Below are 25199 nucleotides of genomic sequence, written 5' to 3'. Positions count from 1 at the left end.
TATAAAAACAGGTTTAACCTACCATGACTCTAGAACATCAATTCGATTATGATGCCATTGTGATTGGTTCCGGTCCCGGCGGTGAAGGTGCAGCAATGGGATTGGCCAAGCACGGTGCCAAAATTGCGGTGATTGAACGTCACTACAATGTCGGCGGCGGCTGTACCCACTGGGGTACGATTCCTTCCAAAGCCCTCCGCCACGCCGTCAGCCGTATTATCGAGTTCAATCAAAACCCCCTCTACAGTGACAACTCCCGCATTATCCGCTCCTCATTTTCCGACATCCTGCGCCACGCCGACAGCGTCATTGGTCAGCAAACCCGTATGCGACAAGGATTCTATGAGCGTAACCAGTGCGAGTTGTTTTCCGGTGAAGCCAGCTTCATCGATGCACATACGATTGCCGTTCACTACCCAGACAACACCCATGAAACGCTGACCGCCGCAAATATCATTATCGCGACCGGTTCACGTCCGTATCATCCGGCAGAAGTCGACTTCAACCACCCGCGTATTTACGACAGCGACTCGATTCTGCAACTCGATCACGAGCCTCAGCACGTCATTATTTACGGCGCGGGTGTTATCGGCTGCGAATACGCCTCGATCTTTCGCGGCCTGAGCGTTAAGGTCGATTTAATCAATACCCGCGATAGGCTGCTAGCCTTTCTCGATCAGGAAATGTCGGATGCCTTGTCCTACCACTTCTGGAATAACGGCGTGGTGATTCGCCACAACGAAGAGTTCGAGAGTATTGAAGGGCTGTCTGACGGCGTTATCGTTAATCTGAAGTCAGGCAAAAAGATGAAGGCAGACTGCCTGCTTTATGCCAACGGACGCACGGGTAACACGGAAACGCTGGGGCTAGAGAATATCGGCCTGAGCACCGACAGCCGCGGGCAGCTCAAGGTCAACAGCATGTACCAGACGGCGCTGGCGCATATTTATGCCATCGGCGATGTCATTGGCTATCCAAGCCTAGCATCGGCGGCGTACGATCAGGGTCGACTCGCCGCACAGGCGATCATCAAAGGCGATGCCAGCGCGCATCTGATCGAAGATATCCCAACCGGCATTTATACCATCCCAGAAATCAGCTCCGTGGGGAAAACCGAGCAAGAGCTCACCGCGATGAAAGTGCCTTATGAAGTCGGGCGGGCACAGTTCAAACATCTGGCACGGGCGCAGATTGTTGGGATGAATGTGGGGAGTTTGAAGATTCTGTTCCATCGTGAAACGAAACAGATTCTGGGTATTCACTGCTTTGGTGAGCGCGCCGCTGAGATTATCCACATCGGGCAGGCCATCATGGAACAGAAAGGTGAAGGCAATACTATCGAATATTTCGTTAATACTACCTTCAACTATCCAACCATGGCAGAAGCGTACCGTGTAGCCGCGCTGAACGGGCTTAACCGCTTATTTTGACAGGTTTTCCATATAGCCTTGCATATGCTCGCGGATGGTATCAGCAAGTTGCTCATAACGTCCGCGCAGCGGTGAACCAGGGCGATACACCAGCGCGATAGTGCGCTTGGGCTCCGGCTTATAGCACGGCAAATAGCAGACGCCGTCGCGTTCGCGCTCGCGCGGAACCGATAACGCCGGCAGCAGCGTAATACCGCTTCCAGCTGCGACCATGTTGCGCAGTGTCTCCAGGCTGGTTGCTCGGAAATGCGTATCTTCATCCGCCCCCGCCTGAAAACAAAAACCCATCGCCTGATCGCGCAGGCAGTGGCCGTCTTCCAGCATCAGCAGTTTTTCACCCGCCAGATCGGACATCGCCACACGTTCGCGGTTCGCCCAAGGATGATCTTGGTAAATCGCCAGTTTCATTGGCTCGTCGAAGAGAGGAACTTCGATGAAAGCTTCGGACTCTTTCACCATCGCCAGAATGGCGCAGTCCAGTTTGCCGCTGTCCAACTGGGCTAGTAGTTGATGGGTTTGCGCTTCGTGCAGGTACATTTCGAGTTTGGGAAACGTGCGATGCAGCATCGGAATGATTTGGGGCAGCAAATAAGGCCCCACGGTGGGGATCAGGCCAATGTGCAGCGGCCCAGACATGGCTTCGCCCTGCTGGCTTGCCATCTCTTTTAGTACCTTGACCTCACGTAATACCGTTCGGGCCTGCTCGACTAGCAACAGCCCAGCTTGCGTAAACAAGACCTTGCGACTGGTTCGTTCCAGTAGCATCACCCCGAGTTCATCTTCCAGTTTACGAATCTGTCCACTGAGTGTTGGCTGACTCACATGGCAGGAATCTGCCGCACGCCGAAAGTGACGATGTTCTGCCAGCGCGACAAGATACTCTAAGTCCCGAATATTCATTATTATTCTCCTTATAATGATAGCTAACAGCAATAGATAGGATATCAATGAACGATAATCCCTATCAACATCCAAAATGAATAATATATCCCACCAAAGCGTATCTATTTATTTCTACAGGAATAAAACAATATTTTTACGATTTCGGTACCACGGGTATACCTACTCTTGCCTTCCGCCACGCTATAACAACCAGACTAACGTCTTCAAACGACTTGGCAGCAACAGCATTTTGTGTGTATCGGCCAACGATACTCCCGCGATCGATACCTGGAAATCTGACCAGCAGGCAAAGCCATTAACAGGATGAGGATAGGTGGAGAGAAAGAGGGGATTCGAATAGTCAGGCGGATGGCTCATAACGCCGCCGAGCGGTCATCGTACTGTTATGAGTGATAGAAACGATTATTTATAGGAACGACTAGCAATAAAAATGGGGTAAGAGATAAAAGCAGGCGCGGGAGATAAAGATTAGCCAGACGGCCGAGCCGCATGAATAGGAATCTCATCCTGAGACTCCTCCTTTTCAGGGCCGCCGTAAGTGACGTTGAAAGGCATCCCAATATCGTTACTCTTCGTCACCGCATGCGGCCTTTTTCTTCCTGAAACCTTGCGTGTCGCCTCAGCGTGCCACATCAGGGCGGACGCCCAGCGTATGGCAAATCGCATAGCTCAGCTCCGCGCGGTTCAGCGTATAGAAATGGAAATCTTTTACGCCTTCACGACTGAGAATTTTCACCATGTCCATGGCGATAGACGCGCCCACCATTTTGCGGGTTTCTGGATCGTTATCCAGGCCGTCAAACATGGTCGTCATCCAGTTCGGCACGCGGACGTTGGTCATCGTGGCAAATTTTTGCAACTGCTTGAAGTTCGACACTGGCAGAATGCCCGGCACAATTTCTACATCGATGCCCGTCGCCACGCAGCGGTCACGGAACCGCAGATAGCTTTCCACGTCGAAAAAGAACTGCGTGATAGCGCGATTCGCGCCAGCATCAATCTTGTGTTTCAGGTTAATCAGGTCAGCCTGCGCGCTTTTCGCTTCAGGGTGTACTTCAGGATAGGCGGCAACCGAAATATCGAAATCACCGACCTCTTTCAGCAGCGAAACCAGATCCGCCGCGTACATATCCGGTTTGCCACCTTCTGGAGGCAAGTCGCCACGCAGCGCGACAATATGGCGGATACCGCTCTGCCAGTAATCCTGCGCGATTTCACGCAGTTGCTCACGCGAGGCATCAATGCAGGTCAGGTGAGGTGCCGCTTCCAGACCGGTACGTTCTTTAATGGTTTTGATAATGCTGTGAGTACGGTCACGCTCGCCAGAATTTGCCCCGTAGGTCACCGAAACAAACTTGGGCTTCAGGCTGCTCAGTCGATCGATAGAGCTCCACAGGGTGTCTTCCATCTCGCTGGTACGCGGCGGGAAAAATTCGAATGACACATTAATGCGCCCCTGTAATTCCGCCAGACTTTGATTCAGCGCTTCCCGCTGGTTTGCGTGAAAAAAGCTCATACCTGCTACCCCGTTGACCGTGACTGTTATTATCATTCGCTACACGTCTATACGTTTAGACGGCTATATAGAAAATGACGTAATCCGCTTAAAGAGTCAACGTTTTTCAGCACGACAAACCGTGATGATTGCTCACGGTAAATGAAAAAAGTTCATGATGGATCAGGCGTGGTGACTTTTATACGCAAACGCAGAAGATGTCGCGGGTTTTGCCGTTATCCGGCGTAAAAAATTATGCTGAGGAGATAGCAGGCTTAGGATGAGCCGCAGGGACGCGGCTCAAGCTTGCGCCACGTAGGACAAAAACGTCAGCAACGTTTTTGAACAGCACTTGTGCTGGCCCGAAGGGCGAGTCCCATTTATGGGACGAGTAAACGTGTCGCAAGCGGTCCGTTAAGCCTGATACCGACGAAGGTACCGCGTTAGCGGCATAATTTGCGCCGGAAAGCCAGGGGGCACGGGGCGAGCGGCGCTGAGCCGCCCCGTGTCGGGCGTGTGCTACGAGGTTGCATGAAAATGGCGGGATTGTGACGCACGAAACCATCTCTCAGGCTACGTAAACGCAAGGGGATACGCCGTCAACCACAGGGGAAATCGTGAAAATGTACGGTATGCCCTTCTTTCGTCGTCAGAAAAATGGCGTACTGCGGGGCTTCCAGGCTGACTTCAAATCCTGGAGCGAAACGCAGCGCGGATTGATGGTTGGTGCCGCGCACCGTGCTGAACGATATTCCCCGCCAACTGCCGCTAGCAGGCCGATGCACGTGCCCTGCGGAAATATGCCGCACATTACCGAAGCGATGACACACCTGATACAGCGCATCTGCTGCCTCAGGGGCTAATCGAACATTATCCAGCGCCGGAAGCCCGATCGACATCGGAGGATGATGCAGGAACAGAAACACATTCTTGCCTTCCGCAGCCTGAAGCTGTTGCTCCAGCCACGCCAGCCGCGCGGAACACAGCGTTCCGGCAACGTCACCGGCCTGCAACGAATCCAGCAGAATGACGCAATCATCTCCCACGGACGTCACGTTCTGCACAAACCCGTTTTCATCCGCCAGCGTCGGGAACTGGGCCAAAAACGTCTCCCTGTCGTCGTGATTCCCCATCGTCACACGCCAGGGAAGCTGGAGTTCAGCCAGCGCCGAGGCCAGAAACACATAAGATGCCGCACTGCCGTCATCGGACAGATCGCCGGAGATGACCACCAGATCGGCATCGCGATGGTGTGCGTTGATATCGGCAATCGCCGCTTTCAGTTGCTGCTCTGGGTCGCGGCCATGCAAGTTGCCGCCTTGTGCGGTCAAATGGAGGTCGGAAAGTTGAATCAGTTTCATATTTCTCCTCGTTTTCACTATCCACGCGCTATCGCCTGCCAATGCCGTTACGCCGACTGGCGGCGGATGAGCGGGGCAGCCACTTTCGCTCGACATGCGGGTTCTTGTCCCTGAGACTGGCGTCGATCGAGCAACGCCAACGCCTGTGCCGCCATCGTTGCGGGATCCTGACGAAATGTCGTCAACGCATAGGCATCCCACCCTGCGGCCGGAATATCATCAAACCCGATCACCATGAGATCCTGCGGAACGGCAAGCCCACACTGCTTTGCGCGGTCGATCACGCCGAACGCGACTAAATCGTTAACGCAGAACACCGCATCCGGCCTGGCGGCTGCGGGAAGTGAAAATAGCCTCTGCCCCACCGCCAGCCCGTCGTCATAATCCGTATCACCACCACGCACCACAACGACGGACAGCCCTAACAAATGCGCCTCTTCACAAAACGCCTGTTCACGCTCGATGATATTGGGCGTTGCCGACGCCGCTCCAGCCAAAGCCAGACGCGTTCTGCCCGATGAGGCAAACAGCCGCGCCGCCATACGCGCGGCGGTGTCATTATCGATGTGTACGCTGTCACACGCCGGCTCATGCCGCCCAATAACAATCAGCGGCTGACCGTTTAGCTGCGCCAGCTCAACAAACTCTTTCGGTGGCGAGCCGGAAAGCACAATCGTCGCTTCCGCACGGTGACCAAACAGAATCGAACGCGCGGCGGCCATCGCTTCCCGCACATGACCGGTATTGATAAGCACAGGAATTGAGCCGCGTTGGATTAACGCCTGCGACAGTTCTGCAACCAAATTGGCACGAAACCCGACCTCGGGGTGCGTCACCACCAGCCCAACCAGACGGCTGCTGTTCGCCAGCAGGCCGCGGGCCAGATCGTTAACCTGATAGCCCAACTCCTGCGCCGCCGTCATGACTTTGGCATAGGTGGCAGCCGACACGCTGGCGCCGGGGGTAAAACTGCGGGACACCGCCGAGCGTGATACGCCAGCCCGACGCGCAACATCCTGTGCGCTAACGTATCCCTGTTTACCTGCCGTCATTTCCCTATCCTTGCCATTACGTCGGCTTTCAAAAAACGTTCCACCACCAGCATGAACAGCACAGAAGGAATCAGCAGCACCAGCGCAGTAATGGAAGCGATCTGATAGTTACCGCCCGCCCCCGCGGTATAGAGCAGCAGCGGCATCATCTGCACATCCGGTGCTCCCACAAAGTAGCTACCAGTAAATTCATCCAGCGATTCGAGGAAAACGAAGATGGCCGATGCCATCAGCCCCGGCATAGCCAGCGGCAAAGTGATATCGACAAAAGCACGCCACGGCCCGGCACCAATTGATCGTGCCGCCTGCTCCATTTCACGTCCCACCGCCGAGAACGCCGCCGAGGCAATCCAGACCGCAAATACCAGCCCGTGAACCGTGTGAACCAGCACAACGCCCAGCAGCGTGCCGTTCAGCCCCCACTGATAAAATAGGCGAGCGATATTGACGTACACCGTCAAATTCGGAAATGCCTGTGGGATCAGGAAGACCAGCAGTATCAATCCACGAGCGGGCAGCGGCAGGCGTGCCAGCGCATATCCCGCCGGAATCGCCAGCGACAATGAGGCCAGCACGGTGAACACCGCCACCAGCACGCTATTCCCCAGCGCTTCCCAGGCTACCCCGCGCGGTGAAAACACCCGCTTCCAGAAGGCAAAGCCCCAGTCATTAGGCAGCAGATGGGGATAGAACCATTTTTCCGCCACCGACCACAGCAGGAGGTTAGCCAATGGCCCAAAGATCAAGAAGATCAGCGTCCCCAGAATCAGCATTCTCGGGATCAACCACAGTACGTTCTTCATGCTTTATCCCTCATGTTCAGGCGGAGATAAATCACAGCAAACAAACCAGTCATCAACAGGGAAATCACCCCCAACGCATTCGCCACGCCATAATCGCCGTAGGCGTTAATGCGGAAGGCAATGTTGGCGGTTAGCATCGTCGGCGACTGAGCATTAATCATCATCGGCACGGACAGTACCGACATCATGGTGACGAAAGAGAGAATGAGCCCAGTGAGCAGCGTTTGCCCAACCTGAGGCACCACAATTTCACACAAGATACGAAGGCGTGATGCGCCTAAGTTACGGGCAGATTCGATCATCGTACGATCCAGTGACGCCATCGCTCCCGCGACCAGCAGCGCCACAAACGGCGTCTGTTTCCAGACAAAGGCGAACACGATGCCGCGCCAGTCCAGCCAGTTGCTGGCGCTGGCCATATCGACAATACCGAGCGTATCCAGTGCGCCATTCAACCAGCCGTTCTTGGCCAGAAACGTGCGTAAAATTTGCCCGGTCACGATAAACGGAATAAACAGCGGCCAGCGATAGACCCAGCGCAGCAGCGCCACCATGCGCGGGCTTTCCCCTAACGTCAGGTAGCCGCCGATCATGACGGACAGCAGGCCAATCAGCAGCGTCGCAAGGCTCACAATCAGTAAGGTAAACAGGATATCGGGCAGATACAGCGTTAATGCGGTGACAAAATTATCAACGCCCACGCCATTTTGACTAACAAAAGCGCCCCCAACCGACAGCCCCAGCGGCGTGATAAAACAGACCGCCACCACCGCCAGCGCGGGTAGCACAAGCGCGATACCCGCCAGTCGGGAAGAGAATTGGGATACTTGCAACATGAATGTCTCCGCGCTCTGGCTTCATCGCGCCAGAGCGCCTGTGATGCTAAGGGGTATCTAAGCCAGCGGCACTATTTTGCCATCGCCTGCTCATAGGCGTTCAAAATCGCGGTGTGATAAGGCGCGATAGGGAACGTCTTGCCTTTGCTCGCCAGTTCATCAGGCGTTACGTCCGTGAAAAGACGCTGCCAGACAGCGGGCTTCAGCTCGGCCTGAACGTACTTGGCATCGATCCCCGGATACCAGTTAAAGCGTTCCACAATCCCTTCGGCCTGTACTTTGGCGCTGGTTGCCAGTTCGACAAACTGTTTAGCCAGTTCGCGGTTCGGTGCCTGCGCGGGGATGACATAGTGCATCGGCTGCCCTGGCATACCGGGCGCAGGAAGCAGCAATTTGAAATTGTCCGGCAGTTGCCCGCTCGCTTTCCAGGAATAGAACATATCGACCCACACCGGCCCCATCGCGATTTCGCCACGGCTCAGCATGTCGAGCGTGCCAGCGTTGCCCGGCGTCAGCGTCACGTTCTTGTTAAAGGCTTTCAGGCGCTCAAACGCCGGTTGCCATTTCTGTGCTTCCGCTTCGTCAAACGGCCCGTTCATCAGCTTCTGAGCATCGCCGCCGTAAGCGTAAATCCAACCCATTACGAAGCTCACACCCGATGCGCCGCCCTTAATGCCGTTGTAGCCGAACATCTTCGGATTCGCGGCAGCCCACTGCTGGATTTCGTCATAGCTTTTAGGCGGATTCACTACCATGCCGGGGTTATAGGCCAGCGCCGTCTGGCTGCTGAACATCGGCATGACGTAGCCTTTTACGTCTGTGCCCATGGCTTTATCCGCAGCAGCCATGCTGACCAGCTTGCCGCTGGCGATATCATCGCGATATTTCAGCAGGTCGCCCTTTTGCACCATCGGGCCGACAAACTTCTCATGCACAACCGCCACATCGGTGTCCCAGACTTTGGCACCAGCGGCCTGCTGTGCATTGAAACGCTCAAGAATCTTCTGCGACCCCGCATCACCCGGTCCGGTACCGACAGCGCGCACTTTTACGCCGGGATGCTGCTTCTCAAACAGCGGCCCTAAGTATTCATTCACATAATCGACCATGTTCTGGTCACCCGCCGTCAACACCGTTAATTCCTGTGCCTGTACCGCCGCCAGCGGCGTACTCATCATCAGCGTTGCAGCAAAAATGCGTTTCATATCATTTGTCTCCAATTCAGGATCAGGCCGTCAGGCCGGGAAGCGAGGAATAACGTGAAGTGGTATCTGGTACCGCCGTCAAAGGCACAGCCTCTTCTGCCAGCGGGAAAAGAAACAGCGCCTCAGCAGGGATCTGCACCGCAACCCGCTGCCCGATGGCATAGGGGTGCGACGCATGAACCTGTATCCGCCAAGTGCCGCTGGAAATCGTATGCAGCCAGTATCCGCCGGGGTAGCTCTGTGCCTGTACCGTGCCGTAGCGCATCAACATGCCGGGCTGGATAAGCGGGACGTCCGCCGCATCGTAAAGGCGAGCGGCTTCCGCACGAAAACGTGCTTCTATCGCTCCGGGCGGTAGCGACGTATTCGCTGGCACCAGCGAATGACTCTCGGCATCACCGGGAATCATCAGCGTCTCGCCGTCATAGCGAGCTTCTAGCACAAGCCGATTCTCCGCGCCCATAAACGCCGCGACAAACGAACTGGCAGGATGGTGATACACCTCTTGCGGGCTGCCCGCCTGCATGATCCGACCCTGATTCAAAATCACGATGCGGTCCGCCATCACCATTGCTTCTTCGCGATCGTGCGTCACGTGGATCGCGGTCAATCCCAGCCGCTGTTGCAACGCTCGAATCTCATCGCGCAGCTGTAGGCGAATGCGGGCATCCAGATTGGAGAGCGGTTCATCCAGCAGCAGAATATCGGGTCGTACCGCCAGTGCGCGCCCCAAGGCAACCCGCTGGCGCTGTCCACCGGACAGTTCCGCAGGCTTACGGGCGCTCAGGCCCGTTAAACCGAGCATGGTTTCCAGTTCCGCCACACGGCTGGCAATCTCCGCACGCGGGACGCGACGCAAACGCAGTCCATAGGCAATATGCTGTGCCACCGTCATATGCGGCCACAGCGCATAGCTCTGAAACACCAGCGCCATTCCGCGTTTCTCCGGTGGCGCTTGCGTCATATCCTGCCCGTTAACGCGAATCGCCCCCGCTCGCGGTGACGAGAACCCAGCGACCGTACGCAGTAACGTCGTCTTGCCGCACCCTGACGAACCGAGCAACGCCACGAATTCGCCCTGTGCAATCTCCAGATGGATATCGTTCAATACGGCGGTCGTGCCGTATCCAACATGTAGGTGGTCGATGACAATGTGCGGGGCTGCCGCAGAGGACGTTGTTTTTTGCACAGCTGTGCATTCCACGATAATCAAACAATGCGCTGATTGTGCGGTGACATCGTGTCAGTGGCGTGTTGTCACCGTGACATTTCAATGACACGACTGACAAGAAAGATAGCGGTGGAAATTTTTTAGCCAGAAGGGAAATGAGGGAATGGGTCTCTTGAGTATTGGCCATCTCCCCATACGCGGAGACGGCCAATAGTATGTCGCGCTGACAACAGGTTCTACAATAACTGCGCCAAACGGTTCAGGTCAGACTGAAGCGCACCGGCGGTGACATCGCGCCCCGCGCCCGGCCCACGGATAACCAGCGGGTTATCCCGATACCAGCGGCTTTCAATCGCAAACACGTTATCACCCGGCAACAGCGAGGCCAGCGGATGATCGGGGCGAACGGCTTCAACGCCCACGCGCGCTTTACCATTGCTGTCGAAGCGTGCGACGTGACGCAGAACCAGACCCATTTCCTGTGCGGCTTCCAGACGACGCAGCATCTGCTCGTTCAGCGAATCGCCGTTCTCGAAGAAGTAATCGACAGAACCCTGCTCACAGCCCGGCGGCACCAGCGACTCAACCCGAACCTGACTCGGTTCGATATCATAGCCAGCCTCACGCGCCAGAATCACCAATTTACGCATGACATCCTGACCAGAGAGGTCAACACGCGGATCCGGTTCGGTCAGCCCCTGCTGGCAAGCCTGATCGACCAGTTCGGTGAACGGCACGGTGCCGTCAAACTGCAAGAACAACCAGGAAAGCGTGCCGGAGAAAATCCCGCTAATCGCCAGAATACTGTCACCGCTTTCCCGCAGATCGCGTACGGCAAAGTTGACCGGCAACCCTGCACCGACGGTCGCGTTATACAACCAGTGGCGATCCGTTTTCGCGAACGCGTCGCGGATCTGGCGGTAGTTATTGCCACCGGACGCCCCCGCCAGTTTGTTGGCGCTGATGACATGGAAACCGTAGCTGGCGAAATCCAGATACAGATCGGCGACCGATTCACTGGCGGTGACGTCCAGCACCACCAAATCATCGAAGGGGTGCGCGCGCATCCACAGGAACAGATCTTCGCCATCCCGCTCTTGTGCTTCACTTTCGAAGAAAGCCAATGCACGGCTGGCATCCAGCCCATCATAGTTCAGCAAGCTGCGCGTACTGTCCACCACGCCAGCCAGTACAAATTCAAAGCCGGTGCGTGCAGACAGATTACTCTGCTCACGCGCAAACAGCTCCAGCCAGCGTGAACCAATATTCCCTTTGCCAAACAGCACTAGCCCAATACGTTTTTCTGCTCGGAACAACGAATGGTGCAACCCACGAATCAAATGCTCCGTCGGACCAACGCGCAGCACAGCGACCAGACTGATGCCATCATCGGCCTGGCAGACAAATTCAATCGGCTGATCTTTCAACTGCTGATAGAAACGGTGGCTGTGCAGCGGATTGTTACCCACGCCCGCGCCCACCATCGCCACCATCGCCAGCCCGTCACGCTGGTTGAGCTCAACGGATAACGCGGCCTGTGTCAGCAGTTGTAACGCGCTATCCACCACTTCGGAGGTGTAGCACAGTTGCAGCAGGTTACGATCCTGATGAACGCCGATCGCCAGCGGTTTCAGCTGCGCACGGTTCAGAAGCTGTTCGACTTCTTTTTGCAGCAGCACGAAATCGTGTTCAGAAGGAACCTGAACTTCAATCAGGCACACGTCATCATGGCTAGTGACAATTTTGGCACCTGTGCCCGAGGCCAGCACGCGTTCGATGCGCGTCGACCCTTGTTCAGGCTGATAGCTGCAACGCAGTTGCAGGTCGATATCGCTGCCGGAAACGGGCTGTAAGGTACGCGTATGTAATACCGGTGCCGCCAGACGTGCCAGTTCACTGGCTTCATCTAACCGCAGCAGTGGCAACAGGCAGGCATCTTTCACTTTGCGCGGGTCGGCGCTATACACCCCAGCGACGTCGCTCCAGATAGTCACACGCTCAACGCCCGCCAATGCACCAATTTGCGTCGCGGAGTAGTCACTCCCGTTGCGCCCCAGCAGTACCGTTTCGCCTGCATCATTACGGCAGATAAAACCCGTTACCACTAAACGCTGACCTGTGTGTTGCGTCAGATATTGCTGCAACAGCGGCCAGGAGCGCCCTTCATCCACCTGCGGCTGCGCGGCACGTTCCGCGCAGAGAAAATCGCGTGCATCCAGCCACGCGGCATTCATATCTCGGTGATTCAGCACAGCAGACATCAGGCGAGCCGACCAGATTTCACCGTGCCCGACCACTTCGGCGTAGACGGCATCCGTCATCTTGCCATCCAACAGCACAGCCAAACGCTCCAGATCGCGAATAAACTGGGCGGTCAGCGCTTCTGCCTCTTGCACAGGCAGAAGCCCAGCAATCAGTTCACTGTGGTAGCGGCGTAATGCCTGCTGAACCTGATGCGCCGACAGGCGATCGCTTCGGCTCAGTTTCAACCAGCTAATCAGTTGGTTTGTGGTACTGCCAGCGGCAGACACCACCATCAAATCACCGGGGTGGCTATACTCCGCCATAATACCGGCTACGCGCAGGTAACACTTCACATCGGCCAGACTGCTACCACCAAACTTATGCAACTGTCGGCCCGTTACCGATGGCGCTGCTCCTAATGCACTCATTCTTACCTCTTGGCAGCGGCTTGAAACGCACGATCCAGATCGGCAACCAGATCATCGCCGTCTTCAATGCCGGTGGAAATACGCAGTAATGTTTCAGAGATACCCGCCGCCGCACGCGCTTCTGGCGCCATGCCGGCATGCGTCATCGTTGCCGCATGAGAGATTAGGCTTTCCACTCCGCCCAGCGATTCCGCCAGCGTGAACAGCTCCAGCGATGCCAGAAAACGGCGCAGCGTGTCTTCATCTCCATCCAACTCAAAACTTAGCATAGCGCCAAAGCCAGATTGTTGACGGCGGGCAATATCATGGCCGGGATTGTTCGGCAGTGAAGGATGATACAGCGCCTTCACCAACGGCTGCGTCTGTAAGAATTCAACGATTTGTTGCGCATTACGCTGCGCGGCCGCCATACGTGGCGATAAGGTACGCAGGCCGCGTAGCAGCAGATAGCTGTCAAACGCCGCGCCTGTAACACCAATATTATTTGCCCACCAGGCCAGTTCAGTAATGGTGTCGGCATCTTTGGCGATCACCGCACCCGCCACCACGTCAGAGTGACCATTCAGGTACTTGGTACACGAATGCACCACCAGATCGGCACCCAGCTCCAGCGGCTTCTGCAACGCCGGGCTCAGGAAGGTGTTATCCACTACGCTAACCGCACCCGCTTCGCGCGCGGCCTGACAAATCGCGGCAATATCCACGACGCGCAGCAGTGGATTGCTTGGACTTTCCACCAGCACCAGCTTCGGCTTTTCTGCCAACGCCGCGTTGAGCGCATCGGTATCACTTTGATCGACAAATTTGACGCGAAATGCGCCGCGCTTGCTCAGGCTGTCAAACAGACGATAGCTGCCGCCATAGCAATCATGCGGCGCCACCAGCAGATCGCCGGGACGCAGAAACACCGTGCAAACCAGCATAATCGCCGACATTCCGCTGCTCGTCATTACCGCACCCGCACCGCCTTCCAGTTCGGCAAGCGCGCGCTGCACAACATCACGCGTGGGGTTACCGCGACGCGAATAGTCGTGTGCCCGTGGCTGGTTGAATCCGGTAAAGTTATACGTGCTGGAAAGGTGAATGGGTGGGACGACGCAGCCATACTGCTCATCATTATTTAACCCGCTGCGGACTGCGATCGTTGCCTGTTTACGCGTCATCGGCTCATTTCCTGGCTGGAGGCTGAAAAGATAGGAAGTTAAGAGTAAACGCAGTTTTAATAGACGTCAACACATCTAGACATCTAAACTTCTTTGCGTATAGATTGAGCATAAGCAGAATAACCGTTAGAATTGTGGCATTTCATGACAGATGCTGTCTTCATTAGATTAATTTTTAAGGTATCCCATGGCTGAGTGGAACGGCGAGTATGTCAGCCCTTACGCTGAACACGGTAAAAAAAGCGAGCAAGTCAAGAAGATAACAGTATCTATCCCATTGAAAGTATTAAAAATACTAACTGACGAACGCACGCGTCGTCAGGTGAACAACCTGCGCCATGCCACCAACAGCGAGCTGCTGTGCGAGGCGTTTCTGCACGCGTTCACTGGTCAACCGTTACCGAATGACGAAGACCTGCGTAAAGAACGCAGCGATGAAATTCCTGAAGCCGCGAAAATCATCATGCGTGAAATGGGTATCGACCCGGATACGTGGGAATACTGATCGCGCTTACGCTGTCAATTTTCTAGCAAAACCCCGCCTTCTCCGGCGGGGTTTTGCTATGCAGAGAATCCCGCTCAACACATCACTCTTCATTAACCTCTAAAACCTCGCCCCTCTACCGCTCGCACGTCTTCCGAATGCTTCGTCTTCCACTCATGTTGTGAATCGGGATTGCCTTTTACTTGATATGTTATATCACAACATTTTCAACCTATAACGGTGATATGCGTGCATCATGACAGAGCTTCTCTCCAGTAAACCCGTGCTGCTGCGCGTTCGCCACGTCGCTGTTAGTCACGCTGACTGCCGTGCAACTGCGATTGGCTCAGCCGACAGTTACTGGCACCACAGGAATTGCCCATCGGGATTATTACCGCGGGATTAGGCGGCATCTTCGTGCTGGGGATGCTGGTAAAACGTCAGCAGGGATGAAATAACTCCCATAACTCCAAAATATTGCCAACCGGAGTTATTGGGGTTATCTTTATCGTATTAAAGGGCTGCGGGGTGCAGGGATGGATAGCAGGACGTTAATAGCAGAAATCAAGGCCGATGGGTGGGAACTGATAAGAGTGAACGGAAGCCACCACCATTTTATGCATCCTAGTAAACTGGGGTTAGTCACAATCCCCCACCCTAAGAAAGATTTACCGATAGGCACGGTAAAAAACATCAGGAAACAAGCAGGAATATGATCATCGCTGACTCGAAGAGGCTTAATTATGTTTTATCCGATTGCAATTGAAGCAGGCGACGATACCCACGCATACGGTGTAACAGTGCCAGATCTACCGGGCTGTTTTTCCGCAGGCGATACGCTAGACGATGCCATCGCGAATGCGAAAGAGGCGATTACCGGACATATCGAACTGCTGATCGAGATGGGTCAGGATATTCCTACCGTGTCTTCAGTAGGCCAATGGGCAAAAAGCGCAGAATACGCTGGGTACACGTGGGCGGTTGTTGATATCGATGTGACGCGTTTAATGGGCGGTTCAGAAAAAATTAACGTCACGCTGCCTAAATCCCTGATTGACCGAATTGATCGTTGCGTGGCGAGTAATCCTGAATTTAAAAGCCGCTCAGGTTTTCTCGCGCAGGCGGCATTAGCGCGAATCTCGTCTTCCCGATGAACAGCACTGAGCCACCAGAAACAACAAAGGCACCTGTCGGTGCCTTTGCAGAAAGTTACTGTGCCAATGAGGCCAGTAAAACTTATTTTTTAGCGCCTGGAACGGAGAAACGCTTGTTGAAGCGGTCAACACGGCCACCAGTTGCAACATCACGTTGTTTGCCAGTGTAGAACGGGTGGCATTCGCCACAAACGTCCAGGTTCAGGTCACGACCCACAGTAGAATGGGTTTTGATCACGTTACCGCAAGAGCAAGTTACAGTAACTGCAGAATAATTCGGGTGAATACCTTTTTTCATGGGAAACCTCTGTTAAGGCCGTGTCGCTATCCAGCCCTGTTCCGCCAGACACCACACGAAAGTTGTATGAGTAAGTTCATTATGCAAATGGCACAATGGCGGCGGATCATACAGAATCCGCTACCCTGATGCAATCGCATCCACACATTATCCCTCGCAGCATGTACACTAGCGCCTTGCCTTATTTTCACCCCGCGTCGCACATGATACAAACCGCTCGGTTATGTCATTGATCGCCACGCAAATCACGTCGACTATCACGGAGAGGTTATGTCTGTCGCTCAGGTCGCATTGCCCGTGCCGCTGGCACGTACATTCGATTATTTGCTACCCGCAGGAGGCGTGACTCCGCAGGTCGGCGCACGCGTCAGCGTCTCCTTTGGTAACCGTAAAGCGATCGGCATTATTACCGCGCTGAGCGACACCAGTGAACTTCCGCTTGAGCAATTAAAACCCGTGCATGACGTGCTGGACGAGCAACCGCTGTTCCCACCCAGCCTGTGGCGCATTTTGCTGTGGGCCGTTGAGTATTATCACTATCCGATTGGCGAAGTGCTGTTCCACGCGCTGCCGATCCTACTGCGTCAGGGGAAACCCGCACACCGCGCTCCGCTCTGGCAGTGGTTTGCCACCGAACAGGGTCGGGCGACCCCGCTCAGTACACTCAAACGTGCCGCAAAACAGCAGCAGGCGCTGGCGGCCCTACTTCAGTCGCCGCTTTACCGCCATCAGGTGAGCGAAATTGGGCTGACGGAGATAGCATTGCAGGCGCTGCGTAGCAAAGGGCTATGCGAATTACAGGCTACAGAGCAAACGCTTCACGACTGGCGTCAAAGCTTTAGCATGGCAACCGATCGCCTGCGCCTGAATACTGAACAGGCCACTGCCGTCGGCGCGATCCGCAGCGAAGATAACCACTTTGCCGCTTGGCTGCTCGCGGGTATCACCGGCTCGGGCAAAACCGAAGTCTATCTCAGCGTGCTGGAAAACGTGCTGGCACAGGGCAAACAGGCGCTGGTGTTAGTGCCGGAAATTGGCCTGACGCCGCAAACCATCGCCCGCTTCCGCGAACGGTTTAACGCTCCGGTGGATGTGCTGCACTCTGCACTCAACGACAGCGAACGCCTCGCCGTCTGGCTACGCGCCCGCAGCGGTGAAGCCGCCATCGTCATCGGAACGCGGTCGGCGTTATTTACGCCCTTTGCCCGTTTGGGGCTGATTGTGATCGATGAAGAACACGACAGTTCCTACAAACAGCAGGAAGGCTGGCGCTATCACGCCCGTGATTTGGCGGTCTTCCGCGCCAGAGAAGAAGACATTCCCATCGTTATGGGGACGGCGACGCCCGCGCTGGAAACGCTGTATAACGTCCAGATCGGCAAGTATCGACGCTTGAATCTGACCAAAAGAGCGGGTAATGCCGCGCTCGCCAAACAGCACATCATCGATCTGAAAGGGCTGCCGTTAACAGCCGGGTTATCCCAGCCGTTGATTACCCGTATCCGCCACCATCTAACGAACGATAATCAGGTTATTTTGTTCCTCAATCGGCGCGGGTTCGCCCCCGTGGTAATGTGCCACGAGTGCGGCTGGATTGCTGAATGTCAGCGCTGCGATCACTACTATACCTATCACCAGCATCAGAGGATGTTGCGCTGCCACCACTGCGACAGCCAGCGTCCGGTTCCACAACAGTGCCCCAGCTGCGGTTCGACGAATATGGTGCCCGTCGGTCTGGGCACCGAGCAGCTTGAGCAAAGCCTTGCGCCGATCTTTCCCGATGTTCCGATCACCCGCATCGACCGTGATACCACCAGCCGCAAAGGGGCGCTTGAGCAACAGCTCTCGCAGGTCAGGCAGGGAGGAGCGCGTCTTCTCATCGGCACACAGATGTTGGCGAAAGGGCATCACTTTCCTGACGTGACGCTGGTGGCTTTGCTGGACGTGGACGGTTCGCTGTTCTCTGCCGACTTCCGCGCAGCCGAACGTTTTGCACAGCTCTATACTCAGGTGGCGGGTCGCGCAGGACGTGCAGGCAAGGCGGGCGAAGTAGCGCTGCAAACTCACCACCCGGAGCATCCACTATTACAAACGCTGCTGCAACAGGGCTACGATGCCTTTGCCAGTCAGGCGCTGACTGAACGGAAAAGCGTTTTTCTGCCGCCGTTTACCAGCCATATCCTCTTTCGCGCTGACGATCACGATAATCAGCAGGCCGCCTTATTCCTTCAGCAGTTGCGTAATTTGCTGGAGGCGAGCCCGCTGCGAGATGAATCACTCTGGCTGCTGGGCCCAGTCCCTGCTTTGCAACCCAAACGCGCGGGACGCTTCCGCTGGCAGCTCTTGCTACAGCACCCTTCCAGAGCGCTATTGCAGAAACTGGTCAGAACATCGCTGACGCTAATCGGTACGCTGCCGCAGGCGCGTAAAGTGAAATGGATGCTGGATGTCGACCCCACGGACGGTTAGCGCTTCCTGTTAGATCATTTCGGTTTCTTGCCGCGCATTTTTTGCGATCGGCGTCGAGAACACGATATTCATCACACTTTCTGTGCAAATTAAGCAACAAAACCTGCGTTCAATCTGTTATCACTGTCTGCGCAGAAAAGCGATACCCATAATCATAGAAAGTCAGCAGACAGGAGCGTTCTGCTGGCAGTCAGCGCCAGTTAACGCTGACGCAAGGAGAAAAGCGTTGAAGCAAAAGAAAGGCGTCACCACGGCGACGATGAAAGACGTGGCGGATGAAGCGGGGGTTTCCACCGCGACCGTGTCCCGAACGTTAATGAACCCAGAGAAAGTCTCTGCGACCACCCGTAGGAAGGTCGAGCAGGCCGTCATCGCCGTTGGCTATTCGCCCCACGCGCTCAACAGGAATCTCAAACGTAACGAATCGCGCACGATCCTGACGATCGTCCCGGATATCTGCGATCCCTATTTCTCCGAAATATTTCGCGGGATAGAGGAAACGGCAGCCGAACACGGCTATCTGGTGTTGATTGGCGATTGCGCTCACCAACATCAAAAAGAAAAAACCTTCGTCGACCTGATTATTACCAAGCAGATCGACGGCATGGTGTTACTCGGCTCCAATCTGCCGTTTGACGCAGGCCAGGAAGAGCAGCGTAATCTGCCGCCGATGGTGATGGCGAATGAGTTCTCACCGGATCTGGCGCTGCCCACCGTGCATATTGATAACCTGACCGCCGCCTTTGAAGCCGTACATTATCTTTATCAGGCGGGTCATCAGCGCATCGCCTGCATTGCGGGTCCGGAGCACATGCACCTGAGCCAATATCGCCTGCAGGGGTACGTTCAGGCCTTGCGCCGCAATGGAATTCTGATCGATAACCAGTACATTTTTCGCGGTGATTTCAACTACGAAACTGGGATTAACGGCCTGATTGCGCTGATGCAGCACCCGCAACCGCCCAGCGCAATCTTCTGTCACAGCGACCTCATGGCACTGGGTGTGCTGGCGCAGGCCAGAAAGATGGGGCTGGATATCCCACGCGATCTCTCCGTTATCGGTTTCGATGATATCGAACAGGCGCAGTACAGCTGGCCACCTCTGACTTCTGTCGCCCAGCCCCGTTATCAGATCGGACGCGAGGCAATGCTGCTACTCTTAGAGCAGTTGCAAGGCAACACGGTACAAAGCGGTTCCCGTCTGTTGTCCAGTGAGCTGGTCATACGCGACAGCGTCGCCGCCCCGAATTACGCCCGTAACCGGCTTTAAGACTTCAGGTGCTGGTCAAATATTTGAGGGTTCAGTAACATTACCCCCTAATTATGTTATTTACCTATCAATTCACAGCGAAACAACAGTGGCACAAAGAGACTACGTGAGCCGAGGACGTTCATCAGGAACGCATCGGAAAACGACAAATAGCCGGAAAAAAAGCAACGCTTCAGGCGCGTCCAAAACGATGGTCGCACTCGCTGTTGCCGTTTTGGTCACCTTCGCAGGCGGTCTGTACTTTATCGCCCATAATAAACCGGACGAATCCCCCATCCTGCCGCATCAGAATGCAGGCAAAGGTAACGGACTGCCGCCCAAGCCGGAAGAACGCTGGCGCTACATTAAAGAACTGGAAAACCGTCAGTTGGGCGTCACCACACCAACGGAGCCTTCCGCAGGTGGCGAGATTCAGTCGCCGGTACAGTTGACGGACGAGCAGCGCCAACTGTTGGAACAGATGCAGTCTGATATGCGTCGTCAGCCAACACAGCTTTCCGAGGTGCCGTATAACGACCAGACGCAGGTTCCGCGTTCCCAGGTGACGATTAAGCCACCGACGCAATTAATGCAGCAGCCGCCTGTCGTAACGACTCAGCCCACCACGCGGGCGCCTGTAGTCACGCAAACGGCGCCTGTTGTTTCCAGACAAGACATGCCAAAACAAGAAGCACCAAGACAGGAAGCACCGAAGCAACAGCCAGTTAAACAGCCTGAAGCGCCAAAAGTCGAGAAAGTCCAACACTGGGCGATTCAGTGTGGCTCCTTCAAAACGATGGACCCTGCAGAATCGGTAAGAGCACAGCTGGCGTTTGCCGGTATCGAAAGCCGCATCACCTCTAACGGAGGCTGGAACCGTATTCTGCTTGGGCCTTATAACAACCGTGCTGCCGCAGATAGCATGATCCAACGTCTTAAAGGCGCAGGCGCATCAAACTGTATTCCTCTTGCCAGCGGGGGTTGAAAAACCCCACGCTTTCCCCCATCTATAAAATCAATGTGCCCCGAATCATGCGGGGATCTTTTTCTTCAAACGGGGACTGACTCGTGACAACAATTGTAAGCGTACGCCGCAATGGCCGGGTGGTCATTGGCGGTGATGGACAAGCCACTCTGGGCAACACCGTGATGAAAGGCAACGTGCGTAAAGTGCGTCGTCTCTACCATGACCGCGTCATCGCGGGCTTCGCAGGCGGCACGGCGGATGCCTTCACCCTTTTTGAGCTTTTTGAGCGCAAGCTGGAATTGCATCAAGGTCATCTGGTAAAAGCGGCCGTCGAGCTGGCGAAAGACTGGCGTACCGACCGTATGCTACGCAAGTTGGAAGCCCTGTTAGCCGTTGCGGACGAAAACGCCTCGCTGATCATTACCGGTAATGGCGATGTCGTGCAGCCTGAAAACGATCTGATCGCTATTGGTTCCGGCGGTCCTTATGCACAGGCCGCCGCGCGTGCTTTACTGGAAAACACCGAGCTGGGTGCGCGTGATATCGTCGAGAAATCTCTGGGGATTGCTGGCGACATCTGTATCTACACCAATCAGTTCCACACGATAGAAGAATTAGCCTCCAAGGCGTAAGGATCAACTATGTCTGAAATGACCCCGCGCGAGATAGTCAGCGAGCTCGACAGCTATATCATCGGCCAGCATAAAGCGAAACGCGCCGTTTCCATCGCGCTGCGTAACCGCTGGCGCCGTATGCAGTTGGACGAAGCACTTCGTCATGAAGTGACGCCTAAAAACATTCTCATGATCGGCCCGACCGGCGTCGGTAAAACCGAAATCGCTCGTCGCCTGGCGAAGCTAGCCAACGCACCGTTCATCAAAGTGGAAGCCACCAAATTCACCGAAGTCGGCTATGTCGGTAAAGAAGTTGACTCTATTATCCGCGATCTGACAGATTCCGCGATCAAAATGGTGCGCCTTCAGTCCATCGAAAAAAACCGCTTCCGTGCGGAAGAGATGGCGGAAGACCGCATTCTGGACGTGTTGATTCCCCCCGCGAAAAACAACTGGGGACAGGCTGAAAGCACACCGGAGCCGTCTTCAACCCGTCAAGCATTCCGCAAAAAACTGCGTGAAGGCCAGTTGGATGACAAAGAGATCGAGATCGATCTGGCAGCCGCCCCTGTTGGCGTAGAGATCATGGCTCCTCCGGGCATGGAAGAGATGACCAACCAGCTCCAGTCCATGTTCCAGAACCTGGCAGGACAGAAGCAGAAAGCCCGTAAGGTCAAAATTAAAGACGCCTTCAAGCTGCTGATAGAAGAAGAAGCCGCCAAGCTGGTGAACCCGGAAGAGCTGAAACAGCAGGCGATTGAAGCTGTTGAACAGCACGGTATCGTGTTCATCGATGAGATCGACAAAATCTGTAAGCGTGGCGAAAGCTCCGGCCCAGATGTTTCCCGTGAAGGCGTTCAGCGCGACCTGCTGCCGCTGGTCGAAGGCTGCACCGTGTCCACCAAGCACGGCATGGTCAAAACTGACCACATCCTGTTTATCGCGTCCGGCGCATTCCAGGTTGCCAGCCCGTCCGATCTGATTCCAGAATTGCAGGGGCGTCTGCCGATTCGCGTAGAGTTGCAGGCGCTGACCACAGAAGATTTCGAGCGCATCCTGACGGAACCCAGCGCCTCGCTGACCGAGCAGTACAAAGCGCTGATGGCGACAGAAGGCGTGAATATTTCGTTCACCCCCGATGGTATCCGCCGTATTGCCGAAGCCGCCTGGCAGGTCAACGAAAGCACCGAAAATATCGGTGCACGCCGTCTGCATACTGTGATGGAGCGTCTGATCGAGGACGTGTCTTACGACGCCAGCGAAATGAATGGTCAAAGTGTTACCATTGACGCAGATTACGTACGTAATCATCTGGATGAATTAGTAGCAGATGAAGATCTGAGTCGATTTATCTTATAATCCGTTTTCGCGGATCGCACGATTAACGATAAAGTGGGAGGCGTTGGCCTCCCACTTTTGTTTCTGACGCGCCATCACTGACTTTTCTTGTTTATAAACGGATGATTCACGCAATTGAATCGTCAATAAAATTGAAGCACACCATGACCTTATCGACCCATAGCAGCAAAACCAAAGCCTGGCTGGATAGCCTGCGTCCAAAGACGTTGCCATTAGCTTTTGCGTCCATCGTCACCGGCTCGGCGATCGCGAGCTGGCATAGTAGCTTTAAACCGGGCGTAGCATTACTGGCGTTGTTAACAGCCGGACTGCTGCAAATCCTTTCCAATCTGGCGAACGACTATGGGGATGCGATAAAAGGCAGCGATACCGAGGAACGCATCGGGCCGTTGCGCGGTATTCAGACCGGAGCGATTACACTGACACAGCTACGCAATGCGCTAATCGTGACCGTGGCACTCACCATCATTTCCGGTGTGAGCTTGGTGATTCTGGCGTGTGAAAAGCCAGCGGATATCTTTGGTTTCCTGATTCTGGGGCTGCTGGCGATTTTCGCCGCCATCACCTATACCGTTGGCAACAAGCCCTACGGTTACATCGGACTTGGCGATATTTCGGTGCTGATCTTTTTCGGCTGGCTCAGCGTCGCAGGGTCGTATTACCTGCAAACTGGGTATTTCGACAGCGTCGTGATGCTGCCAGCAACGGCCTGCGGTCTGTTGGCGACGGCGGTATTGAATATCAATAACCTGCGCGATATCGATAACGATCGCATCAGCGGAAAAAACACGTTAGCAGTGCGTCTTGGAGCGGAAAAAGCGCGCTTCTACCATACGATGCTGCTGTTGCTGGCTCCGGTTTGTCTCGGTCTGTTTGCAACGTTTTATCTGCACAGTCTGGCAGGCTGGCTCTTTATTCTGACGCTTCCGTTACTCATTCAGCAGGCACGCTATGTACTGCGTGAAACCAGCGCATTCAGTATGCGTCCGATGCTGGAAAAAACGGTGAAAGGCGCGCTGCTGACCAACATTCTGTTCGCTGTCGGCGTGATATTGAGTTAGTGCGGGTAAAGTAAGCACAGGCGAAAAGCGGTGCGTATTTACTGATACGCATCAAGTTAACATTTGATGATTTTGCCAACAGCCGCCAGAAAGGGATATACTCATGATTCCGGCGGCAAACAGACGTTAATCCTATGAAATACGATACTTCCGAACTGTGCGATATCTACCACGAAGAGGTGAATGTTGTTGAGCCTCTGTTCTCTAATTTTGGCGGGCGTACTTCATTTGGTGGCAAAATCACCACAGTGAAATGTTTTGAAGATAACGGCCTGCTGTTCGATCTCCTTGAAGAGAACGGTCTCGGGCGCGTGCTGGTGATCGATGGCGGAGGCTCCGTGCGCCGCGCGTTGATTAACGCGGAAATCGCTCGGTTAGCGGCGCAAAACGAGTGGGAAGGCATTGTCGTTTATGGCGCGGTGCGTCAGGTTGACGATTTGGCCGAGCTGGATATCGGTATTCAGGCGATGGCGGCCATTCCGGTCGGCGCGGGTAGCGAAGGCATCGGCGAGAGCGATATTCGCGTCAACTTCGGTGGCGTCACCTTTTTCTCCGGTGACCATCTGTATGCCGATAATACCGGTATTATTTTGGCGGAAGACCCGCTGGATATTGAATAATATCGTTGCATTGTCAGGGATTGATGGCGTCGAGCGATGATAATGGGTAGATCGTAAAGACGCGGTAAATACATCCCTGTACGCTCGAGCCGCGCCATCCCTGGCGCGGACGCTTTACTCTTCTATCCCATTATCACCGTTCTACTTCAGTGAAACAGGCTTCTCAGGCTGTCAAAAGTCCTATTAGACTTCTTCCATTTTGCCTAACAGCGCGCGCAGGCGCTCTTGCCATACCACTTGCTCTTCTTTCAACTGCTCGTTCTCGCGCACCAGCGCTTCACGTGAACCCGCTGCCGCCTGAACATCCTGCGACAGCGCGTTGTTCTGCTCTTTCAGCTCTTCAATTTCCATTTGCAACAGCGTGATGGTATCAATCGCCTGCTGAACTTTCGCTTCCAGCTTTTCAAACACTTCAAATGACATTCTTCAAACCCCTTTTAATCGCAACAAGGCAAAGATCGGTTAACGCTGGCTTTCGGACTCCATAACCAACACTCAACGGTGTCGCGTCATCCGCCCGTAAACATAATCCTGACCGCGGGACGGCTGGCAAGACAGACCATAGCAAAATTGTATGTAGCCAACCGCCACCTGTCTAGCACACATCCCCCACTACGCGAGTGTGGCAGCTTTTCTTACGTAACACTATCAGTACAAACTGAAAAACAGGCAGTACAAACTGAAAAACAAACAGTACAAACTGAAAAACGGAAAGCCGAAATGGAAAAATGGGCGGCGTAAACTGAAAACGACGCCTGTTCGCTTCCCCATTACCCCTATTGTGTTAATAAATTTAACCTGAGCGTTACTATCAACCGTGGGCGAAAAACCAC

At 54.7% G+C, this 25199-nt stretch carries 23 protein-coding genes and 1 pseudogene; 12 read left to right on the top strand and 12 right to left on the bottom strand.

Annotated features, from left to right (window positions below):
* Window positions 1-23: 23 nt before the first annotated feature.
* The gene (sthA, locus tag IG609_RS00820; RefSeq protein ID WP_012772922.1) at window positions 24-1430 is read left to right on the top strand and encodes a Si-specific NAD(P)(+) transhydrogenase; all 1407 of its coding nucleotides are present in this window, start codon (window positions 24-26) and stop codon (window positions 1428-1430) included.
* Here sthA and oxyR read toward each other — a convergent pair.
* From oxyR to metB, 10 genes are all read right to left on the bottom strand, one after another.
* A complete protein-coding gene (oxyR, locus tag IG609_RS00815; RefSeq protein ID WP_102118178.1) occupies window positions 1422-2330 on the bottom strand; it encodes a DNA-binding transcriptional regulator OxyR in 909 nt (302 codons plus the stop codon). The two genes, sthA and oxyR, sit on opposite strands and share 9 nt — an antisense overlap.
* Window positions 2331-2952: 622 nt before the next feature.
* Entirely contained in the window at window positions 2953-3849 is an 897-nt protein-coding gene (gene metF, locus IG609_RS00810; RefSeq protein WP_010281488.1) for a methylenetetrahydrofolate reductase, read from the bottom strand.
* 578 nt (window positions 3850-4427) lie between these two features.
* A complete protein-coding gene (locus tag IG609_RS00805; RefSeq protein WP_193397744.1) occupies window positions 4428-5189 on the bottom strand; it encodes a phosphodiesterase in 762 nt (253 codons plus the stop codon).
* A 47-nt stretch (window positions 5190-5236) separates the two neighbouring features.
* Entirely contained in the window at window positions 5237-6241 is a 1005-nt protein-coding gene (locus IG609_RS00800; RefSeq protein ID WP_193397745.1) for a LacI family DNA-binding transcriptional regulator, read from the bottom strand.
* A complete protein-coding gene (locus IG609_RS00795; RefSeq protein ID WP_193397746.1) occupies window positions 6238-7044 on the bottom strand; it encodes an ABC transporter permease in 807 nt (268 codons plus the stop codon). Before IG609_RS00795 ends, IG609_RS00800 begins: the two co-directional genes overlap by 4 nt.
* Window positions 7041-7880, bottom strand: coding sequence for an ABC transporter permease (locus tag IG609_RS00790; RefSeq protein WP_014916987.1), 840 nt, complete (start codon window positions 7878-7880; stop codon window positions 7041-7043). The genes IG609_RS00795 and IG609_RS00790 overlap by 4 nt, the downstream gene beginning before the upstream one ends.
* Window positions 7881-7951: 71 nt before the next feature.
* Window positions 7952-9085, bottom strand: a complete 1134-nt coding sequence (locus IG609_RS00785; RefSeq protein ID WP_193397747.1) for an extracellular solute-binding protein — start codon at window positions 9083-9085, stop codon at window positions 7952-7954.
* Window positions 9086-9107: 22 nt separating this feature from the next.
* Window positions 9108-10274 carry an ABC transporter ATP-binding protein gene (locus tag IG609_RS00780; protein WP_193397748.1) on the bottom strand — a complete coding sequence of 389 codons (1167 nt, stop codon included), beginning with the start codon at window positions 10272-10274 and terminating at the stop codon, window positions 9108-9110.
* Between the two features lie 218 nt (window positions 10275-10492).
* Window positions 10493-12928: a bifunctional aspartate kinase/homoserine dehydrogenase II gene (locus IG609_RS00775; RefSeq protein WP_193397749.1), complete on the bottom strand. Its 2436-nt coding sequence runs from the start codon at window positions 12926-12928 to the stop codon at window positions 10493-10495.
* A 2-nt stretch (window positions 12929-12930) separates the two neighbouring features.
* Window positions 12931-14091: a cystathionine gamma-synthase gene (metB, locus tag IG609_RS00770; protein ID WP_193397750.1), complete on the bottom strand. Its 1161-nt coding sequence runs from the start codon at window positions 14089-14091 to the stop codon at window positions 12931-12933.
* A gap of 187 nt (window positions 14092-14278) precedes the next feature.
* Here metB and metJ point away from each other — a divergent pair, with 187 nt between their 5' ends.
* The 4 genes and pseudogenes from metJ to IG609_RS00750 all read left to right on the top strand — a co-directional run bounded on the left by metJ (window position 14279) and on the right by IG609_RS00750 (window position 15729).
* Window positions 14279-14596 carry a met regulon transcriptional regulator MetJ gene (metJ, locus tag IG609_RS00765; protein WP_005973355.1) on the top strand — a complete coding sequence of 106 codons (318 nt, stop codon included), beginning with the start codon at window positions 14279-14281 and terminating at the stop codon, window positions 14594-14596.
* 303 nt (window positions 14597-14899) lie between these two features.
* A pseudogene (locus IG609_RS00760) lies at window positions 14900-15028 on the top strand (iron chelate uptake ABC transporter family permease subunit); the annotation flags it as partial.
* A gap of 83 nt (window positions 15029-15111) precedes the next feature.
* Window positions 15112-15291, top strand: a complete 180-nt coding sequence (locus tag IG609_RS00755) for a type II toxin-antitoxin system HicA family toxin (RefSeq protein ID WP_193397751.1) — start codon at window positions 15112-15114, stop codon at window positions 15289-15291.
* Between the two features lie 27 nt (window positions 15292-15318).
* On the top strand, window positions 15319-15729 hold the full coding sequence (locus tag IG609_RS00750) for a type II toxin-antitoxin system HicB family antitoxin (RefSeq protein ID WP_193397752.1): 411 nt from the start codon (window positions 15319-15321) through the stop codon (window positions 15727-15729).
* Between the two features lie 82 nt (window positions 15730-15811).
* Here the strand turns inward: IG609_RS00750 and rpmE are convergent, their stop codons facing one another.
* Window positions 15812-16027: a 50S ribosomal protein L31 gene (gene rpmE / locus IG609_RS00745; protein ID WP_010281510.1), complete on the bottom strand. Its 216-nt coding sequence runs from the start codon at window positions 16025-16027 to the stop codon at window positions 15812-15814.
* A gap of 270 nt (window positions 16028-16297) precedes the next feature.
* Between rpmE and priA the strand changes: the two genes are divergently transcribed.
* The 7 genes from priA (at window position 16298) to rraA (ending at window position 24366) form a co-directional block, all read left to right on the top strand.
* The gene (priA, locus tag IG609_RS00740; RefSeq protein ID WP_193397753.1) at window positions 16298-18496 is read left to right on the top strand and encodes a primosomal protein N'; all 2199 of its coding nucleotides are present in this window, start codon (window positions 16298-16300) and stop codon (window positions 18494-18496) included.
* A 226-nt stretch (window positions 18497-18722) separates the two neighbouring features.
* A complete protein-coding gene (gene cytR / locus IG609_RS00735; RefSeq protein WP_193397754.1) occupies window positions 18723-19766 on the top strand; it encodes a DNA-binding transcriptional regulator CytR in 1044 nt (347 codons plus the stop codon).
* An 88-nt stretch (window positions 19767-19854) separates the two neighbouring features.
* A complete protein-coding gene (ftsN, locus tag IG609_RS00730) occupies window positions 19855-20730 on the top strand; it encodes a cell division protein FtsN (protein WP_193397755.1) in 876 nt (291 codons plus the stop codon).
* An 83-nt stretch (window positions 20731-20813) separates the two neighbouring features.
* Window positions 20814-21344 carry an ATP-dependent protease subunit HslV gene (hslV, locus tag IG609_RS00725; protein WP_039486803.1) on the top strand — a complete coding sequence of 177 codons (531 nt, stop codon included), beginning with the start codon at window positions 20814-20816 and terminating at the stop codon, window positions 21342-21344.
* A 9-nt stretch (window positions 21345-21353) separates the two neighbouring features.
* Window positions 21354-22685: an ATP-dependent protease ATPase subunit HslU gene (gene hslU, locus IG609_RS00720; RefSeq protein ID WP_102118163.1), complete on the top strand. Its 1332-nt coding sequence runs from the start codon at window positions 21354-21356 to the stop codon at window positions 22683-22685.
* A 143-nt stretch (window positions 22686-22828) separates the two neighbouring features.
* Window positions 22829-23746 carry a 1,4-dihydroxy-2-naphthoate polyprenyltransferase gene (locus IG609_RS00715; protein WP_193397756.1) on the top strand — a complete coding sequence of 306 codons (918 nt, stop codon included), beginning with the start codon at window positions 22829-22831 and terminating at the stop codon, window positions 23744-23746.
* 134 nt (window positions 23747-23880) lie between these two features.
* Window positions 23881-24366, top strand: a complete 486-nt coding sequence (gene rraA, locus IG609_RS00710) for a ribonuclease E activity regulator RraA (protein ID WP_193397757.1) — start codon at window positions 23881-23883, stop codon at window positions 24364-24366.
* Between the two features lie 183 nt (window positions 24367-24549).
* Here the strand turns inward: rraA and zapB are convergent, their stop codons facing one another.
* Entirely contained in the window at window positions 24550-24789 is a 240-nt protein-coding gene (gene zapB, locus IG609_RS00705; RefSeq protein WP_010281529.1) for a septal ring assembly protein ZapB, read from the bottom strand.
* Between the last annotated feature and the right edge of the window lie 410 nt (window positions 24790-25199).

Origin of the sequence: Pectobacterium quasiaquaticum, from assembly GCF_014946775.2 — a bacterium.
GTDB lineage: Bacteria > Pseudomonadota > Gammaproteobacteria > Enterobacterales > Enterobacteriaceae > Pectobacterium > Pectobacterium aquaticum.
This window is presented reverse-complemented; position numbering and strand designations above follow the sequence as displayed.

Excerpts from the sequence above, each read along its gene's own strand:
- sthA (WP_012772922.1), top strand. The coding sequence starts at position 24 with ATGACTCTAGAACATCAATTCGATTATGATGCCATTGTGATTGGTTCC.
- oxyR (WP_102118178.1), bottom strand. The coding sequence starts at position 2,330 with ATGAATATTCGGGACTTAGAGTATCTTGTCGCGCTGGCAGAACATCGT.
- metF (WP_010281488.1), bottom strand. The coding sequence starts at position 3,849 with ATGAGCTTTTTTCACGCAAACCAGCGGGAAGCGCTGAATCAAAGTCTG.
- IG609_RS00805 (WP_193397744.1), bottom strand. The coding sequence starts at position 5,189 with ATGAAACTGATTCAACTTTCCGACCTCCATTTGACCGCACAAGGCGGC.
- IG609_RS00800 (WP_193397745.1), bottom strand. The coding sequence starts at position 6,241 with ATGACGGCAGGTAAACAGGGATACGTTAGCGCACAGGATGTTGCGCGT.
- IG609_RS00795 (WP_193397746.1), bottom strand. The coding sequence starts at position 7,044 with ATGAAGAACGTACTGTGGTTGATCCCGAGAATGCTGATTCTGGGGACG.
- IG609_RS00790 (WP_014916987.1), bottom strand. The coding sequence starts at position 7,880 with ATGTTGCAAGTATCCCAATTCTCTTCCCGACTGGCGGGTATCGCGCTT.
- IG609_RS00785 (WP_193397747.1), bottom strand. The coding sequence starts at position 9,085 with ATGAAACGCATTTTTGCTGCAACGCTGATGATGAGTACGCCGCTGGCG.
- IG609_RS00775 (WP_193397749.1), bottom strand. The coding sequence starts at position 12,928 with ATGAGTGCATTAGGAGCAGCGCCATCGGTAACGGGCCGACAGTTGCAT.
- metB (WP_193397750.1), bottom strand. The coding sequence starts at position 14,091 with ATGACGCGTAAACAGGCAACGATCGCAGTCCGCAGCGGGTTAAATAAT.
- metJ (WP_005973355.1), top strand. The coding sequence starts at position 14,279 with ATGGCTGAGTGGAACGGCGAGTATGTCAGCCCTTACGCTGAACACGGT.
- IG609_RS00755 (WP_193397751.1), top strand. The coding sequence starts at position 15,112 with ATGGATAGCAGGACGTTAATAGCAGAAATCAAGGCCGATGGGTGGGAA.
- IG609_RS00750 (WP_193397752.1), top strand. The coding sequence starts at position 15,319 with ATGTTTTATCCGATTGCAATTGAAGCAGGCGACGATACCCACGCATAC.
- rpmE (WP_010281510.1), bottom strand. The coding sequence starts at position 16,027 with ATGAAAAAAGGTATTCACCCGAATTATTCTGCAGTTACTGTAACTTGC.
- priA (WP_193397753.1), top strand. The coding sequence starts at position 16,298 with ATGTCTGTCGCTCAGGTCGCATTGCCCGTGCCGCTGGCACGTACATTC.
- hslU (WP_102118163.1), top strand. The coding sequence starts at position 21,354 with ATGTCTGAAATGACCCCGCGCGAGATAGTCAGCGAGCTCGACAGCTAT.
- IG609_RS00715 (WP_193397756.1), top strand. The coding sequence starts at position 22,829 with ATGACCTTATCGACCCATAGCAGCAAAACCAAAGCCTGGCTGGATAGC.
- rraA (WP_193397757.1), top strand. The coding sequence starts at position 23,881 with ATGAAATACGATACTTCCGAACTGTGCGATATCTACCACGAAGAGGTG.
- zapB (WP_010281529.1), bottom strand. The coding sequence starts at position 24,789 with ATGTCATTTGAAGTGTTTGAAAAGCTGGAAGCGAAAGTTCAGCAGGCG.